The organism is Ruegeria sp. C11 (assembly GCF_056537725.1).
The window spans coordinates 1-17,444 of the sequence record NZ_JBQFSB010000006.1 but is presented as its reverse complement, the minus strand read 5'-3'; the positions used below and the strand labels follow the sequence as shown (position 1 = coordinate 17,444).

Annotated in this window: 14 protein-coding genes; 12 read left to right on the top strand and 2 right to left on the bottom strand. The window is 50.9% G+C overall.

Going from position 1 to position 17,444, the window contains the following annotated elements; translation table 11 throughout:
• Nucleotides 1-111: 111 nt before the first annotated feature.
• The 6 genes from ACR0NA_RS12210 (at nt 112) to ACR0NA_RS12185 (ending at nt 8,572) form a co-directional block, all read left to right on the top strand.
• Nucleotides 112-1,260 carry a hypothetical protein gene (locus tag ACR0NA_RS12210; RefSeq protein WP_480729251.1) on the top strand — a complete coding sequence of 383 codons (1,149 nt, stop codon included), beginning with the start codon at nt 112-114 and terminating at the stop codon, nt 1,258-1,260.
• A 304-nt stretch (nt 1,261-1,564) separates the two neighbouring features.
• Entirely contained in the window at nt 1,565-2,302 is a 738-nt protein-coding gene (locus tag ACR0NA_RS12205) for a hypothetical protein (RefSeq protein WP_480729250.1), read from the top strand.
• Between the two features lies 1 nt (nt 2,303).
• A complete protein-coding gene (locus ACR0NA_RS12200; protein ID WP_480729248.1) occupies nt 2,304-2,918 on the top strand; it encodes a hypothetical protein in 615 nt (204 codons plus the stop codon).
• Nucleotides 2,919-3,686: 768 nt separating this feature from the next.
• Nucleotides 3,687-5,999 (top strand): ATP-binding protein, encoded by a 2,313-nt coding sequence (locus ACR0NA_RS12195; RefSeq protein ID WP_480729246.1) that lies wholly within the window; start codon nt 3,687-3,689, stop codon nt 5,997-5,999.
• Between the two features lie 9 nt (nt 6,000-6,008).
• Entirely contained in the window at nt 6,009-7,442 is a 1,434-nt protein-coding gene (locus tag ACR0NA_RS12190) for a hypothetical protein (protein WP_480729244.1), read from the top strand.
• A gap of 173 nt (nt 7,443-7,615) precedes the next feature.
• Nucleotides 7,616-8,572, top strand: coding sequence for a DNA adenine methylase (locus tag ACR0NA_RS12185; protein WP_480729242.1), 957 nt, complete (start codon nt 7,616-7,618; stop codon nt 8,570-8,572).
• Between the two features lie 230 nt (nt 8,573-8,802).
• Here the strand turns inward: ACR0NA_RS12185 and ACR0NA_RS12180 are convergent, their stop codons facing one another.
• Nucleotides 8,803-10,569 carry a retron Ec67 family RNA-directed DNA polymerase/endonuclease gene (locus tag ACR0NA_RS12180; RefSeq protein WP_480729240.1) on the bottom strand — a complete coding sequence of 589 codons (1,767 nt, stop codon included), beginning with the start codon at nt 10,567-10,569 and terminating at the stop codon, nt 8,803-8,805.
• 425 nt (nt 10,570-10,994) lie between these two features.
• Nucleotides 10,995-11,192, bottom strand: a complete 198-nt coding sequence (locus ACR0NA_RS12175; RefSeq protein ID WP_480729535.1) for a helix-turn-helix domain-containing protein — start codon at nt 11,190-11,192, stop codon at nt 10,995-10,997.
• Between ACR0NA_RS12175 and ACR0NA_RS12170 the strand changes: the two genes are divergently transcribed.
• The 6 genes from ACR0NA_RS12170 to ACR0NA_RS12145 all read left to right on the top strand — a co-directional run bounded on the left by ACR0NA_RS12170 (nt 11,173) and on the right by ACR0NA_RS12145 (nt 17,397).
• A complete protein-coding gene (locus tag ACR0NA_RS12170; protein ID WP_480729564.1) occupies nt 11,173-11,901 on the top strand; it encodes a hypothetical protein in 729 nt (242 codons plus the stop codon). The two genes, ACR0NA_RS12175 and ACR0NA_RS12170, sit on opposite strands and share 20 nt — an antisense overlap.
• A 486-nt stretch (nt 11,902-12,387) precedes the next feature.
• Entirely contained in the window at nt 12,388-12,543 is a 156-nt protein-coding gene (locus ACR0NA_RS12165) for a hypothetical protein (RefSeq protein WP_480729238.1), read from the top strand.
• On the top strand, nt 12,536-12,748 hold the full coding sequence (locus ACR0NA_RS12160; protein ID WP_480729236.1) for a helix-turn-helix domain-containing protein: 213 nt from the start codon (nt 12,536-12,538) through the stop codon (nt 12,746-12,748). Before ACR0NA_RS12165 ends, ACR0NA_RS12160 begins: the two co-directional genes overlap by 8 nt.
• A 168-nt stretch (nt 12,749-12,916) precedes the next feature.
• Nucleotides 12,917-14,596, top strand: a complete 1,680-nt coding sequence (locus tag ACR0NA_RS12155; RefSeq protein ID WP_480729232.1) for a tyrosine-type recombinase/integrase — start codon at nt 12,917-12,919, stop codon at nt 14,594-14,596.
• Entirely contained in the window at nt 14,589-15,671 is a 1,083-nt protein-coding gene (locus tag ACR0NA_RS12150) for a tyrosine-type recombinase/integrase (protein ID WP_480729229.1), read from the top strand. Before ACR0NA_RS12155 ends, ACR0NA_RS12150 begins: the two co-directional genes overlap by 8 nt.
• A gap of 133 nt (nt 15,672-15,804) precedes the next feature.
• The gene (locus ACR0NA_RS12145; protein ID WP_480729227.1) at nt 15,805-17,397 is read left to right on the top strand and encodes a recombinase family protein; all 1,593 of its coding nucleotides are present in this window, start codon (nt 15,805-15,807) and stop codon (nt 17,395-17,397) included.
• Nucleotides 17,398-17,444: the final 47 nt, after the last annotated feature.

Sequence of the window (17,444 nt, the reverse complement as noted above, 5' to 3'; positions counted from 1 at the left end):
CCCCGCACTCTTTTCCTCATATCGCCACACAACCCAGCGGCAGGGCATGCCGCAATAGGGGGGGTCTTGTAACACCCCCCTCCACGAATACGAAAGCGAAGGTCAGCGCAAATGGAAGCAACCATCCTGCATTCCGGGTTTGATGGGCTGAAATTCACTATCCAAGCCGATATTCCAGACGACTTTCGCCAAGAGCTGGCATCTGCCAAACAACATGCCAAAGAGACCTATAGCGATTGTGTCCTCCAATTTGGCTCCGTGTCGCTAAACGTGACCAACAAAGGCGCACGTGGCTTCACCGCCCATACTGGCGACAATGGGGCCATGTGGCTGTTCCAAGACCCGCAGGACCGTATTCCCAACAATCCCGGCATCACCGTGGACTTCCGCGCATTTGGGTTGGCCACGGGCGGCCTTGAAGGGGCCGAGCAACACTTTCGGGATTGTATGGAAGCGTTTGGGATCAAGCATGTAGAAACGCAATTGCGTGTCGCACGGGCGGACTTTGCCGTTGACCTGCTGGCCCCGTGGTTTGAACCCGACCGCGAAGCCTTAGTTGTACCACCCGGAACCAAGGTCACGGAATATACAGGCGTTGATGAAACCGCGACGATTGCAAGTGGCGCGCGCGTTGTGGGCTTGCGTGCCGGAGCCGTCGCCAACCGGCAATTGGCAATCTATGACAAGCGCACCGAAGTCATCCAACAGAACAAAATGGGCTGGTTGACCATCTGGAACGGGGCTCTGGAGGCCATAGGAAAACCGCCGCTTGACCTGACCGACCGGGCCTCAAGTCAGGTTTGGCGCTTTGAGATGCGGCTTGGCTCCAAACAACTCCGCAACCGCTTCGAGATGCGCAACTGGCAGGACGTGCAAGACGTCATTGGAGATGCCTTTACAGATGCGCTGGGACGCATTCGCTACTGCGTGCCTACCGCAGACGGAAACCGCGCCCGATGGTCCACGCATGAGCTTTGGCGGCAATTTGAGGCTGTCATTGGCAATGACCTTTTGCAGAATTGTGCGGGCGTTCTGCCCTGCGATGTGATGGAAGCCAACCGCGCCGCAAAGATGCGGGAGCTGGATGCACAACTTGCAGGGCTGTTTGTCACACGCGCGGCGATTTCAAACGTTTCTGCGGACAGTTTTTCTGATTTCGTGGAAAGCCACTCTGATGTGTTGGTTCGACTCGTTGAAGAAAGCAACGTTCCACTCGCAGAACGGATTTCAAAGGCGCACCGGAAGTATCGGTTGTATTGAGGGCCTCACAGTCTTTATTCGATGGGCTTACGGCATTGGCTGTCGATGAAAGCGACTTTGCGCACAAAAGCCGCCAATCAAGTGTACCATTCTTTCCGGCGCTTTACTGCACTTTCTGGTAGTTGACCGCGCACGGTGCTTTGAAAGCACAAAATAAGTTACAGCCATTTGAAGAAATGAGATTGTGTTGACCGTGTGGTTGCGACCACTCCAAGGAAACCGTCGTTTGTATACAATTTGAAAGCAACGTGCTATACTTATTAGAAATTTGAATGAAAAGTGATTTCAACTGCGAGGGGTTTCGATGAGCTTTATTACAGAGGCGAGTGGAAAGGTGAAACTCGCAGCGGCTATTATAGGCGTTGTCTCTGGAGTGTTTTCCTTTCTAGTTTCTCTCTATTTGTTTCCGGAAGTTCAACTAAAGCGGATCAAAGCTTTTGACGAGATTGAAAAATCCGAACCAAGATTTGTTGTGAGGTACAACTCAGTGGATCTTGGAAATCCTTTGGCGTCGTTAATAAAGTCACCAAACACTGACGAAGGTTCGCACCCGCTGGTTAGCGCTAGGAAGATAACAACTAAGAATACAGACTACTATATCCCGTTTTCCGAACCGGTTTCAGATCTTAAAATTCATTTTCCTGACTTTGAAATTCGCGGAGGTGGGTTTAATTGTTTTCATCATGTTTTCTACTTCCAGTATGTTGGATTGTTCAGGCTTGAAGGCGCAGTTTTTAACTTTGAATTGAAAGAGAACTTTGACGGGCGGAATTGGAATAGCAGATTTGGATATCTGGTTGGGCCGTCATCTAATCCAAACCACTCCATTCAAATCGGCGACATCAACGAAGGGGATCAATTCATAATCCCAATCGCACTGGAGTGCTCCAATAGTAGATTTCGCCAAGTTTATAAGCAGATCATTTCCCCTTCAAACTTTGAATTCCACATCCCGGCCTTAAACAAAGACGGCTCATTTGATGTACGAAAAGCGTATTCAAATCCGACTGTCGACTACGCTGGTATTCTGGGAAGGGGTTAGAATGGCAATGAGATTTTTCTCTATTTTAATGCAGGTATTTTTTATAGCAAGCCCTGCGATGCCTGCATCGCGATATGAACAAGTTGAGTTCACTGTTTTCGAATATTACAACCACGCCGGAACTACAGATATTGAATCTTGTTTCAATATGATATCGGAGATGGTTACTGGCCTACCCGACACACTGTTCGCAGATCCCTTTGCGGGTCTTTTTACGTCCAGCTTCGATTCGTTTTCTTCTAACAAAGGATCGATACCTACAAACACCGTCCCTCTCGACGATATTACTTCGGAAAGATGGTGGCAGCTGTTGCCTCCTGACGCTCGCATTGAAGATTTCCGCGTTCATGTTTCATGTTTCACAGTAGAAAGCGAACAAAGTATCTATGTTGCTGTGGTCTCTGAGTATTTTAAAACAAATACCGAAGATCAAATGATCAGTAGTAGAGGCGTAGTAGCAGGGCAGACAATTGCTACTGATCTTGCTGCTGGTTTCGGCCCCGGTTGGCGGGGGACAAGATACTTCTGTTCTGTCTATGAAAATTCTGAATTTTGGGGTGTCGGTGACCAGGCTTACCCAGATGAGTACGCTGGTGAAGATCCGGATTGTAAATGATAATTACGATATTTCTTTATGGTGTTTAGCTAAATTCACTTCCTTTAGTAGTCGAGTTGGCGTCTGCGAGAAGGGAAACTTGTTGTTCGCAGCGATCGGTGGCGTTGCGTTAGCAAAGGGAGCGAGCGCCTTGGACCGAGGGACGGGTAGTTAGAGCCCTTCGCGCAAGTCGCGGCTATTTGTGCGAATAGCCTCTGTTGCGCATTCACCACAGGGTGAATTCGCCTCGCTTGTTTCCACAGTGCTTCCAGTGGGGATAGCACAAATTGAAATACCGCCCTGAGGCGGCGTGTAACATTCTGTTTTATTTCGGTATTTTCTTGGTTGCGGGAGGGCGCAACCAGCGTTGTCGGATTACTTTACGTTGTCTCGTCTAGTGTTCTAGACTCGAACTTTTGAGTTGTGGTGGAATAACAACACTACCTCTCTTTTTTGATACTAACTGGCTGAGAAACACCGGCGAAGTCGATCTGTAATTAGTGCTTTTCAATTGAAAAATATCTCCATGAAAATTGCAGCCACTTCGGAGCCCAGAAAAACGACCGGCAACCTTCTTTGCTCGCTTTACAACTTCCGGCAGAATGACCCACCAAGTGTAGTACTGATTTGAGTTCGTCGTAGTGAGCCATTCTCAAGTTGTACTCGTGTTGCCCCACCTCAAAAAAATGGCGAGCGTATAGGGCTTAACATTTGCAGCGGACACCAAATATAGTAGCATGGTGAGACATTACAGCAATCAATACACTACTCCAACCCAAAGGCCGCTAAATGCTCGACTTAGAATCTATTGTCGGAACGTCGAATCCACTTTTGGCTCTTGTCAAACCCGATTTACAATCAGGCGCTGAAGGCGACGCAGACTTCAATACGAGGCGAGTAGGCTTTACACTGCGGCTGGACTATGACGAAGCGTTAGTGATGATTTCGGACGAGTGGCGCAATTTAGTCAATGGTATCCCAAACGGCAGTAACCTTGTGGCTGCAACTTTTGATCCAACCAAGTTTGTTGAGGCTGATCCGGTAGACCAACGAGTCGTGCTAATGCGAGTCATGGGGCGTTCTGACATCCAGCAGGATGCTGAGCATCGGCGCGCTATGGAGCAATATTTTACTGAGAACCCGGATTCCGCCTCCGGTCACCTTGAAAGGCTCGATAATATCACGGCTTCCCGCATGCAGCTCTCTGGCGTGAAGTGCAAGATTCTGGGTACATTTTACATCGACCCCGACAGCGATGGAGCCCAGCTGACTTTTGGTGCAGATGTAGAAGATGTTTTCGCATCCCGCGGGATGCGGGTTTACAAGCCCGATGCGGAAGCGCTGTCCAAAATCGTCAACTATGTTGACCCTATCCGGTTGAGAACGATGCGCGAAGAAGCCGCGAGTGCCGGCGTAGGCGAACCGCGCTCGTTCGAAATCGGACACGTACGCTATGCATCGACACGGCATATGTCCCACCTTGAGACCAGTGCGCTTGTTCCAGTCCAAATCTCCCCGTCCGACTTTCTAGCTAGGAGAACCGCGGTTTTTGGGATGACACGCACCGGTAAGTCGAACACAACCAAAACTATGATTAGCGAAGTAGCAATCACGGCGCATATCACATCTCAGCCCATAGGGCAGTTAATTTTCGATATCAACGGGGAATACTCTAACGCGAATGGTCAAGACGCCGGAAGCGCTATCAACGATGTGTTTGGTGACAACACCGTCAGGTATCGCGCCATGGAAACGCGTGGCTTTCGCGACCTAAGGGTAAACTTCTACGAAGACCCTCCGGTCGCGCTACAAGTCATTAAAGAAGGTTTTGCAAGCAAAGGTATCAGCACTTCAGCGCACGACATGCAAACTTTCCTGAGCTTGGAAATCCCAGAAGAAATAGCTGGCGACTTTAGCCACAACAATAGGCGCACAAACAAGCTATCGATCTTTCGGTCCATCCTTCACTCCGCGGATTACAAAGCAGACGATAGAAACAACAGAGAGCAAGCCCTAAGACTTGGCCAAGGGGTTTTGGCACAAATAGCTCAGGGATCTATACAGGCCGGTCTACCGCTAGAAGGTGTGGATGAAGTGCCACTGCCAGCTGATACTGCGACTAGGGAACAAAGAGCAGCCCGGCAGGCTCAGATTGACCGCAATGTGGCGATGCTAGATGGAATGACCCAGAAAGATCGTGCATCGCTGGTCTTAAGGTCATTTGGCCTGACAGAGCGCGGGACTAGAAATAAGGTATTGGTCGGGAACCTAGAGGATGTAGCAAGGTTTTGGCGGCGAGTACGCGCCTCGGATCGAGAACTAGGTGGACATCAGGACGATGACCGTGGCCTGAGAACCAGCACCGGGAATGCAGTTCTTTCGACTGAGGATCGCTCCTTGCTAAACGTCCTTGTAGGAAGAAACAAGACGGACCAAGCGATCACGACTGGTAACTCAATTCGTAATGCTGGCCAAGAGTTTCACGGAGCTAATGGTTCTAGCAATCTTGCTAGGGATGTCTATGAATTACTCAAGCAGGGCAGAATAGTAATCCTTGATCTCTCGGTGGGCTCTCCCAAGGTACGCGACAGTTTAGCTGAGAAACTAGCTGCAGGCCTTTTTCACCGTTCAAGCGCAATCTTCAACAGAAACGAACGACCACCGAGAATCGTAGTCTACGTGGAAGAGGCCCACAATCTAATAGGCAAGAGCCATGAGTTGACTGACGACTGGCCACGATTGGCGAAAGAAGGTGCCAAGTTTGGCCTATCGCTGGTCTATGCAACTCAAGAACCAAGTTCAGTTCATGAAGCAATCTTGGCAGCGACAGAGAATTTCTTTGTAACTCATTTGAACAACGACAAAGAAATCAAGGCTCTGTCTGGGTATTATGATTTTGGCGATTTCGCGCAATCTCTCAAACGAGTGCAGGATGTCGGTTTTGCCCGTATAAAGACCCTCAGCGCGCAGTTTGTGACGCCAACACAAATTAAGAAATTCGATCCTATACAGGTCTCATCCCGCTATGACACAGCCAAGGCAAACGCTACGAGCGCTGGCAATACTGGTTGGTTCAAGCCGCTCACCCCTGAGGCACAATAGGAGAAACAGATGCCCTTCAAGCGCGAATCCGCCTCATTTCTGGGCGGAGAAACCTTCTTGGCGAACGAAACGGTAAGGCAGGCAATCTCTCAGTGCGAAGCCTCTTTTCCCGACCCAGAACCCTGCCGGGCTATAATTCGCGACAAGGTCATTAATGTTACAGAACGGATATACAAACCGAAGCAGGGGCGCATTATCGCCTGTGATGGATCCCGTTATGAGGCCAGTGCCAGGGATGATTTCCCCTCCATCCGGTGCGGATTCCTAAAATTCAGCCAAGTCATGATAGAGATCCAGGCTTTCCACAAACTCCGTAAAAGTGATGGATTTGTCAGCCAGATCGGTGCAGCTCGAGTGACTCGAGATTCTAATGCCTATGGTATTGCTTTAACCGGTGCCGGGATGAGTTTGTCGGGCCTCTCGCCTCTCTCCACTTTCCGACAGTTTCTCTTCGACGCATTTCATAACGAGATTTTCGAGGGATGGGGGTCGCGGCTCATTGACACCTTCGTAGAATTGATCCGTCGGCTGGGTCGGGTTAGCAGTAAAGGCGGTAAAGAGTATGTCCTTGTTCAAGAACTGAACAACCCGCTTACTGGGGAAAAGTTTAAAGAAGAAATTCTTATCCCCGTCGATCCGGGTTACGTCGAGATTCCTGGCAGCGATGGCGAACGCCTGTTCATCACTGATGTACTGAGGCTTCACGATGTCTTTGTGGACGAAGGCGATAACACTGGCTGTTACCAAAGAGCTATGAACGCAATTGAACACATTTTGCTGGCGCATGTTCTACGTGCTTTGGACAGTGACTCACAGTATCGCTCCGCTCTTTCAGATCTAGTTGTTATGATGGACGGACCATTGTCCATCAACGGCGAACCTGCAGTTTTTCATCGTCCAATCATGGAATTGGTACACTCGGTTGGAGAGAGATTCGGTGATCCTTGGAAACGCCCACTTGTAATAGGAGTAGCTAAGTCAGGTCCTGTTGTAGAACACGGCGAAGCGATCAAGTCGATAATTAGGTCCGGTCCAGACGACCAACGTGCTCTTTTAGTGCCTTTGGATGATATTTATCGTTACACGCATATCGACAAAGGTCCCAAAAACCTCTCTCGAAACTTCGGAGAGCGCACCCACTACGGGCAGGACTTCCTCTATAGTTCTCCTGCCGGACGTATGTTTCATCTTTGCATAGCCTACCCTTTCTCCTCAAAGCGCATTGCAAATTTCCAAACCTTGAAGTCAGATATCAACAGTTATGGCCCTCTTGTCGACCGCGCCATTTCAGTCCTCAACATGCTCGAGACACCACTTTACGAGAATGCTAATATTGCGCAGCATTTAGCGAATTCCTACGCATCCATTGCGCATCGCCCAACAGGTAAAAACCTTGATGATTTTCTTCGGAGTATAGTGGCAGCGTCAGGTGCAAGGGTTTAGTTTACGCACTCCGGTAGAGCACTAAAGGGGAGAGAATACTAGAACATCGGCAAGTCTCGGGTGCCGTTTACCAAGCATGGAATCTATGTTGTACTTACTGAAAAGAACTGAGAGCAGAACTTCGCAGCATTTGCAGCCCCCTCCAAAAAAACTGAAAGAAAAGTACAGGCAATATGGCAAACGAGTATGGAAGATTTGAACTGGGCCTGTCTACTGTAGCGAAGAGGCCATACCTGTCACCGCTGCGTTACCCTGGCGGCAAAAGAAAACTCGTTGCCCAGATAGGTCGCATGCTCGACAATGCTGGCGTTAAGCGGCTAGGTCGTATTCTTGAGCCATTTGTAGGTGGCGGGGCAGTGTCAATCGCATTTCTTGAAGCAGGCCTAGCCGAAGAAGCCGTTCTTAACGATATCGACCCGTTGGTCGCCACGTTCTGGCACGTGGTATTCTCAGATAAAGCATTTGATCTTGTGGATCGGATCTATGACACACCAGCCAGCTTGGAAAAATGGCACGAAGTCAAAGGATCGGAATACGAAAGCCAGATAGACATCGCCTTCAAGTGCCTCTTCTTGAACAGAACCAGCTTTTCTGGCGCGCTACACAATGCGGCAGGACCAATCGGGGGGCAATCCCAAGCCTCACAATACGATATTGGTTGCCGCTACAACCAAGAGGCCTTAGCAGAGCGAATCTTCAGGTTGCAGAAGTTTAGTGGACGGGTTCGCGTTCGAAACGTCGATTTTCGAAGGTTTATGGGTTATTTTCGATCGGGTCGGTCTCGTAAGACGAAGATTGATTTTGATGATTTTTGGTACTTGGACCCTCCTTTTTTTCATAAAGCGGATAAGCTCTACCGGTTCTGGTTTGAGAGCCAGGACCATAAACGTTTGGCCGAAACACTAAAAAATCTAGAGGGTCGATGGCTACTTTCATATGACCAGTGTCCAGAAGCACGCCAGATGTATAGTGCGCACCCCGGGCGAACCGCTGTGGATATGCGGTATTCAGCTGCTGGAGCTGGTGTTGTACAACGGATGGACACAAGTGAGATGATTGTTAGCAACCTCTTTAGTCCATCCCTTCCTGCAATCACTTCACCACGGCAAATGACGGTTGGGAAGCTTTGATTGGCTAAGGCTAATAGCGTCCTGAGCTTTTCGAAATCGTCCGGTTTTTTCGTAAGAATCTGCTTAACTGTACAGCAGAAAATGAAAGTCGAATTTCACTAACGAGCAGAAAATCCGACTATCAGATAGCAGGTGTCTGCCGAGCGGACTTTCCATACGCATCAGCCGTAGCTTCTCACCTTCAGATCGATCGTTGACATCAAGGGATTAAGAAAACTTGTGCGGTTGGGTCAATTTGCTTTCCCCTCGATGATGTCGCACACGGTTTGAAGCAACGGGCCGAAAGCACTACAATCAACCTTCCCCCTGTTGGCTCTGACTACTTTGCTCGCGAAATCACTTTTTCCATATTCGTTAGGCTTAAGCTTTTCATTTTTCTTTTGTACCAGCTTGGGTTTTCTTCCACCCAACTCGTGTTTCCTCCAGTTCTCAGGAAAGAGCATCTCAATATAGAAATCCTTAGGAGAACCTGCGGGCTTTGGAATCGGAACTACGTAAAGGCTGTCCGCAACTTTGTAATAGGGACTCGATCCGTCTATCGTTGCAGTGGAATTGGTTTCTCTTTTGATGAAAGTCCACATTCCTTCGCTTTGCTTGTCATTGTCGACGATGACTATCACAGGTTTCTGCTCAGCGTGAGCGTGATACCTTTTTGTACGCTCAAGGTGGCGGGAACAAAACTTTACTAAGTTTGCACCGCCTCCGCTTAAATCAAGAAATCGATCCGCAGATGTGGAGTGCTTTACAAAATCAACGCCCCAATGGTCGCCTTTTGCCTTTTTCCCTTTGGTCGGAAATTTCGAGATATCAATAAGATTTGCAGCTACTCTTGCTTCGGCCTTGTGCCAGTGTATCGCCTCCTTCAAGTACGTATAGTCTGTTTTCCCTTCGCAAACTACCAACGGTTTTGGCGACGTATAGATACGATGGTAGTGGAAAAAGTCACCGGAAAGTCTCAAGTAGTGGGGCGCTGGGTTCGCGTTTGAGTATTGGCGAATAGGGTGAACAGCTCGAGATCGATCCTTGATATCGCAGATGTGCCGTAATTTTCCCCAGATTTGATTTGACGTCAGCTCATCATGCTGCAAATTCAGCTTATCGCTTGCGTGGGCTTTGCCCGTGGTCATCATCGCATGGGCGCAGAACCTAGCACCCTTATAGTAGTGCTTTTTAATATTAACCCCTTCATTTACGGTAAGGTTGGTTACAGATTGCCAATGCGTACGATGCTGCATTCGTGATTTTGTGGTGTTGATATTGAAACCGCAGCGAGTGATCTCACGCTCCAAGGTCGGCCCTACAACCCATTTATTAGGGACGGGAGAAGGAAATGCTATCTTGCTGGGAAAGTCCCGAAGATTGGTAGAAAACGTAATGTCATCGGCATATCTAGAGTATGTGCATCGATGGTCTTTGGCCAACCTCTGCAGAGCAACATCCAAGGGTTGAGCCAAAAATTCCGAAATTATCGGTGATGAAGGCGCTCCTTGAGGCAAGATATTTTTGAAGCAGGCCAATTGCGAAATTGCGGTGGCGGCCTTTTCACCAATTCCGAATTTGTTGTGCTTTATGAAGAACCCGCGAACTCGGCCAAAGTTGAAGCTTGGGAAGAAGTCTTCCAAATCAGTGTTGAACACGAATCTTCGTGAAGTGTGTCGCGACGCATTCGTATAAATCGACAAGCCGCGCTTCTTTTGAAAACCGTGGGATAGTATCCTCATGGGATTGTTTGGAGCGCCGTAGATATCAAAATAGCACTGATACAATAGCCGGCTCAGCCGAGATTGCATAAATTTCAAATCGGAATTAGGAGCAAAAATCTCTCGGTCCGTGCCATTTTTCTTCTTGATTTTGAAGACTTGATACTTGTGCTCGTCGACGGTCTTGTAAATCGATTTCGACAAGAACCTAGGTTCGACGTCAAGCAAGTACGCGACGTCTGAAAGGCTTGAGCACTGCTTCAATTCAGCAAGCCCATGTTTGTAAATTTTCGTCATATGAAGCGATCCGCAAGCACTCTTTCGTTTACACGGTAATTAACCGTAATCTAAGGATACGTAAGGGGAAATCCCGCTGACGTTCTGTATAGCCATCACAATGCATGATGGAAGGATCTGCTTGCGGATCTTACCCTCTGATAACCCCTTCACCACGAAACTCAATAGGTTCGTAGTACAACGATGCCGATATCGAGCAATTTGTAGACTTCGTTGAACGGAGGACAACTGAATTCCAAACTCGGCACCCAACGTCGTTAGCGAGTTATGTCAATGTCGCCTTTCTGTGCAAAGCCAACCTTTTAACGGCCTAAGTAGCGTGACGTCAAAACGGACCTGCGGGTACCGCCACTGGATTTCTTTGCGTTCTCTAGCGTGACACTTACATGGAAAGGGTTAGGTATAAACAAGCCCTTTTATCAAGGCTAGACTGACCGTTTAAACTCCTCTGCTTTGCTTAAATCAAAGAATTCCGCGACATCCACTTGTAGGGCATTCGCAAGCCTTTCTAGAACTTGAGCTGAGGGGTTCCGAACGCCTCTTTCAACTCCACTAATATACCCTCGATCAAACCCGCTGTCCGTTGCAAAGTCTTCTTGAGTAATGCGTTTTTCCTTCCGCATTCTTCTCAAGTTCCAGCCTATGCGTTTGCGTACATCCATCGGCTTCGATGGATCGTCTAATGAGTCCTATACGACCACGACTTATAAGTCTCATTTTTCTGTGGACAGCTACCTTACCCCGTGTAATGTCGAAACATTCAAAGTGCACAATGTGTACTACACCCATGATTATTCGCAATTATTTTGCGATGTCGCACGAACGGAGACTGACATGACCTTTGACCCACGCGCCCCAAAACCTCCCTTCGACTTTGTACCCCGCAAACGGACCCCACCGGTGGACAAGCCTCAACTCTATGGGCGGTTCTTCGGCGATTTGGCCAATTGCCAGAAGCTACGCGATGACATTCGGAACCGGGCTGCGTACCTACACTGTGTTGGTCACCTACCATCGCATTTGCGAGCACGCGCGAACCAAATCCTGCTTCAGATTTCAGAGTATTTTCATCGCCCAACCAGCTTGGATGGCCGGTTAGGAGACCGTCGGTTGAAAGAAGACGCGATCCGGGACTTGAAGATCAACGACCATGACATGGTTCAAGAAGTGCGTGAACGCGTGAGCCAAGGCTACCGTATCCAGCACAGTCGAGGTCTTGGAACACGGTGCGGATTCAGCAAGATTTTCATGTTCAAGAACTACCCGGATCACATGATGGCCGAAAAGATTACCATCACTCTATCCGGTGCGGTCAAGCGGGGTTGGGACTGATCCCGTTGCTATCTGCGCTGATGAGATCGGGTACCGGGTTGACACATATCGGCGTTTACCGACTGGAGTGGCCTCGTCGCTTGTCAGAGAGAGGAGGTATCCAGGCACTCACCCGGCACCCTTACGATCGAAGTTATTATGCTTAATCCAACCATCCAAGCCGAATTTTCAAAAATGCACTATCTTTCATTATGTTACACGTGTAGAGCGCTGCCTGACCCGTATACATACAAGCATGACCTGCGACACCACCATACGGCTTGACAGTCCGGAACCATCACATATCCTATGCGAACTTGTAACCACCAGCCGTGATAGCTGGGCCGCCACTATTGGGATTGGACAGAACGGCTCTTCGTTCTCGACGCACTCGATGGCAGTGATCCTGATCTCATTTGAGGTCAGTGTTTTGTCGTCTGGAGTGCACTCCTAAGCCAAAACATTGCGATCATTGCTTCGAGCGGTTCCTTAAAAAGGAACGCATCGATGACGTGTTCGTCTACCGATTCCACGGGCAACCTGCCCAAACTTGATATCCCCGAACCTCTGATTGCGCTCGTACGCCTTTTGGCGCGCGAGGCGGCACGGACTGACTTTGCAACCCGTTGCATCGGTGAAGATCCGGAGGTGGATCATGGTTGATCTGCCGATCACGGGGGATGCCGCCTATCTCAGCGTGCGCGATGTCGCTGCTCTGTTCTGCATCAGCACCAAGACCGTTCGCCGTTGGATCAAATCCGGTGACCTGCCTGCCACCCGATTGGGTCGCGATTGGCGCGTTGCGCGCAGCGACCTGTACGCCCTTGCCAAACAACGCGGCAATCAGGCAGCGGCCCATGTTCTCTAAATCCCTCATATTCATCGGCTTTTCCGGTGGTCGGGAAAACGGGGTCATGGATTTTGGCTATAAATTCACACCCTTGATTTCCCGAATGTCCGCGAGAGGGCCGCCATGGGTCTGCATGTCCCCAAATGTCCCCTTTTGTACCCAATCTCAAAATCGAAGAGGTTTATCATGACCCATCACCAAGATATCCAACCACCGACAACGCTGGCCGAAGTATTGGACATTTTGACGTCCAATCCAGACACCGACAAGAAACGCCAACAGTCCAAACTGTCGGCGATCTCTCGCATCAGTACTTACATGAACCGTCCTACGTCGGATATTCCGACCGACATCCCGCAACTGCGCAAACTGCTGGAATCGCTGCATCCAGCCGCCTGCGGCGTAAAGCCTAAAACCCTTAGCACCACCAAAAGCGATCTCGCCAGTGCGTTGCGTGCAGTCGGGGTTTTGCAGGATTTTGAAGCCAAGTCTGACCTGACATCGGAATGGGATACGCTTCTGAAGACTGTCCAGTCCAGCCATCAAGTTTGGGGGCTGAAGCGGTTCGCGCGCTATTGCAGCGCCCAGTCGATTCAGCCCACAGACGTGGATCACGAAGTGGTTCAGGCGTTTCAGGCAACCCTCGACGCTGTGCTGCTGAAGAATGAACCTACAAAATACACTCAGTCCATGATCGACACTTGGAACCACGTGATTGGCAAACACGGTCTCGATCTTACTCGTTTGGATCGCTTGCCGTCTGATCGCTACGTGGCACGTCCGCTGACGGAGTACCCGGAAAGCCTTCAAGCAGAGATCAAGGCCTATATCGACCGCTTGGCTCAGCGTGACCTGTTCAGCGATGACGGTCCTGACAAACCGTTGCGCCAGACCAGCCTGCGCAACACCGAAGCGCATCTACGCCAATTGCTGGACTCGCTGGTAACCGCAGGGCAACGCCCCGAAAAGTTCACCAGCCTTTCTGTGCTGGTTACGGCGCACAATCTCAAAACAGCCTTCCGGACGATCATAGACCGGCTTGGGACCAATGGTCTGCCGTCCGGACTGAGCAATGTCGCGGCAACCTGTATCACCATTGCACGTCACTACCTCAACGCGCCGGAGGATACCATCAAAGCGCTCAAAGACATTCACAAACGCGTTGCATCCAGCCCTCGCGGTATGAGCCCCAAAAACGCCGAGCGCCTCGCTCAGTTCAACGACTGGGAGAATGTCGCTCTGTTGCTAGGCCTTCCGGATACGTTGATGGCACGGGCGGATGACAATCCGACCCGGCGTGACAGCGCTCTAGCGGCGATGCACGCGGCAGCGCTGGCCATCCTCTTGAGCTGTCCCATGCGCGTCAAAAACCTCGCAAGCCTTGACTTGGACAAACATTTGATCCCTGCCCGCTCGGGCACGCACACCTATTATTCCATTCGTATCGAAGGGATTGAGGTCAAGAATGGCGAGCCGATTGAGGTCAAACTGAACGCCCGCGGTTCTAAGCTGGTGCACCGTTACATCATGCAATTCCGATCACAGGTGTCGCAAGCGAATGGCCGTGCCCTGTTCCCGCGCAGCGGCGACGGGAAGTCTCGCGCGTCTAGCAACTTTGGTAGTGAACTGACCCAGCGGGTCTATCGGGAGACGGGTTTGAAGGTTCACCCGCATCTGTTCCGTCACATCGCAGCCAAACTGTACCTCGAAGAACGCCCCGGTGATTTCGAGACCGTGCGCCGTCTGCTCAAGCACAAACGCCTCCAGACCACGATGGATTTCTACGCACCGTTCAACAACCAGTGGGCGCACAATCACTATGATGAGGTGGTTCTCTCGAAGTTCCGGGGGACGTCCGATGACTAATCCCGTTCCTCTTGTTCTTCTTTATCAAGATTGGCCCCAGGCGGATAAAGCCGCCTGGGAAGCCCTGTTCGCGGAAGGTGACATCTTTGACGGTACAGGCCTCTGTACGAGTTGGTCCGAAGGCAGCCGCACCAAACGACGCCAGAGCTACGGATACTGGCTGTCATGGATAAAGCGCCATCAGCCTTTCCTTTTGGATCAGCCCCCGACAGATCGCGTTACCAAAGACGCAGTACGAGGATTTCTGGAAGAGGCAGAAGCCCGCGTGAACGCTGTGACGCTCAAGAACATGATTTGTGATCTGTATGTGCTTGCAAAGGTCATGGACCCGTCAGGAGATTGGGACTGGCTGAACAAGCTGTCTAACCGCTTGGTACATTTGGCCGACCGCAAAAGCCTGCCTAAGCCGGTCTCGGTGTCCGCGAGGGACGTTATGACCAAAAGCTTGCAATGGCTCCAAGAGATTGAAGGTGATCCGTCCCTTAGCGATCTGAAGCGCGCAATCCACTTTCGCGCAGGCCTGACGATTGCCTTTTTGATCTCTCGACCTGTGCGTCGTCGCACGTTGCTGGCGCTGACAACGGATCGGCATCTGCGCAAAATCTCCGAAGGGTTCGAGGTTTATCTTTCGGCTGAGGACACCAAAGATAAAAAAGAGCGCTGGTTTCCTCTACCCAAGGTTCTGGTACAGCCGATGGTGTCCTATTTGGACATCCATCGTCCGGCCCTCCTTGGCTCAAAGACATCCAATGCGCTCTGGATCAGCCAATATGGAGACCCGATCACACCAGATGGCCTCTCTCGTGAGTTGCCGAAAGTGGCACAGCGGCTTCTCGGTGTTGAGTTGCGCACGCACAAGTTTCGGCACATTGCGGCAACCACCATCGCCGAGACAGACCCGGAACATGTCAACATCATCCGGGATATCCTTGGGCACGCGACGTTGGACATGTCCCAGAAACACTACAACCGTGCCACCGGATTGTCGGCCTGTGACGATTACCAATCTCTGTTGGAAGCAAAATTGAAGACCTTGGGTGGCAAACGCGCAGCAATCCCGCCCAAACGTCGCTAGCGGACACAGGTAACCTCCCGTGATGAAGCCATTTTTCATTGCAACGGGTTGCAATCGAAAGTGGCAGACACGGCCCAATCCATGCCTATAATGGGTTGGGCCAAATTGTTTCTCAGTTCGAAAGGCCTGACCTATGCGCGCCGCTATCTACGCCCGCTATTCCACCGACCTTCAAAGTGACGCCTCCATAGAAGACCAGCATCGACTGTGTCTACGCCTCATCGATGGTAACGGCTGGCAGGAGACGCAAACCTATTCCGACCGGGGGCTCAGCGGCGCGTCGCATCTCCGCCCCGGCTACCAGCAACTGTTGGAAGACGCACGTCTCAACCAGTTCGATGCTGTTGTGGCTGAAGGTCTCGACCGGATCAGCCGCGATCAGGAACACATCGCCGCCTTCTTCAAACAGATGCGGTTCCAAGGCATCCCGATTGTGACCGTGGCAGAGGGGGAGATTTCAGAACTGCATATCGGCCTCAAGGGGACCATGAGCAGCCTGTTCCTGAAAGACCTGGCTCAAAAGACCCATCGAGGACTTGAGGGGCGTGTGCGCAAAGGTAAGTCAGCAGGTGGTATCACCTACGGCTATGACGTTGTGCGAGACATCGGCGCAAACGGGTCTATCACCACAGGGGACCGCCGGATCAATGAGGGTCAGTCTGAGGTCGTCCGACGCATCTTCCGTGACTACAGCCATGGTCTTAGCCCACGTGCCATCGCTGCCAACCTGAACGAAGAGGGCATTCCCGGACCGCGCGGCACTTGGGGTGCATCAACCATCTATGGCAACCACCAACGGGGCACCGGCATCTTGAACAACGAACTCTACGTCGGGCGGTTGGTCTGGAACCGACAACGCTTTTTGAAAGACCCAAACTCCGGTAGACGGCAAGCTCGCCCAAACCCGCCCGAAGAATGGGTCATAGAAGACGTGCCCGATCTTCGGATCGTAACTGATGACCTGTGGCACGCCGTAAAGAAACGGCAGGAACAAACACGCAATACCGCAATCAGCGATGGCATCCGGAAGCTGGGCCGCACCAAGCGGGCTCGGTATCTGTTTTCCGGCATGCTGACCTGTGGGTGTTGTGGCGGCGGTGTCATCCAAGTCGGCAAACACTACTACGGGTGTTCCACCCAACGGAACAAAGGCACCTGCGACAACCGGTTGACGATCAAACGTTCGGAATTGGAGGACCGTGTTCTCTCCGGCCTCAAGGAACAGTTGCTGCACCCCGATCTGATTGCAGAATTCGCCAAAGCCTATCAAGAGGAATACAACCGCCTTGCTAGGTCCATTCAACAGGAGAGGGGTAAAGCCGAACGCGAACTGGCGCAGGTAGAGAGTAAGATCGCCAATCTCATCGACGCCATCACTGACGGGATGTTCCACTCTAGCATGAAGGAAAAGCTGACAGCGTTAGAGGCACGCAAATCCGAACTCCAAGACACCATCAATTCGGCATCGGATGACCCCCCAGTTATGCTGCACCCCGGTTTGTCCGATGTTTACCGAGAACAAGTCACCAACTTGACCATGGCGCTGCGCGATCCCTCGTCGCAAGCTGAGGCAACATCCGTCATTCGCGGCCTGCTGGCTGAGATTCGATTGGTCCCGGAAGACGGGGAATATACGATTGAACTTGTTGGGGAACTGGCGGGTCTGCTTGCGTTGGGGGCATCCCAGAACGACAAAAGCCGCCTTGCGGCGGCTGGTTCGCTATAGTTGGTTGCGGGAGCAGGATTTGAACCTGCGACCTTCAGGTTATGAGC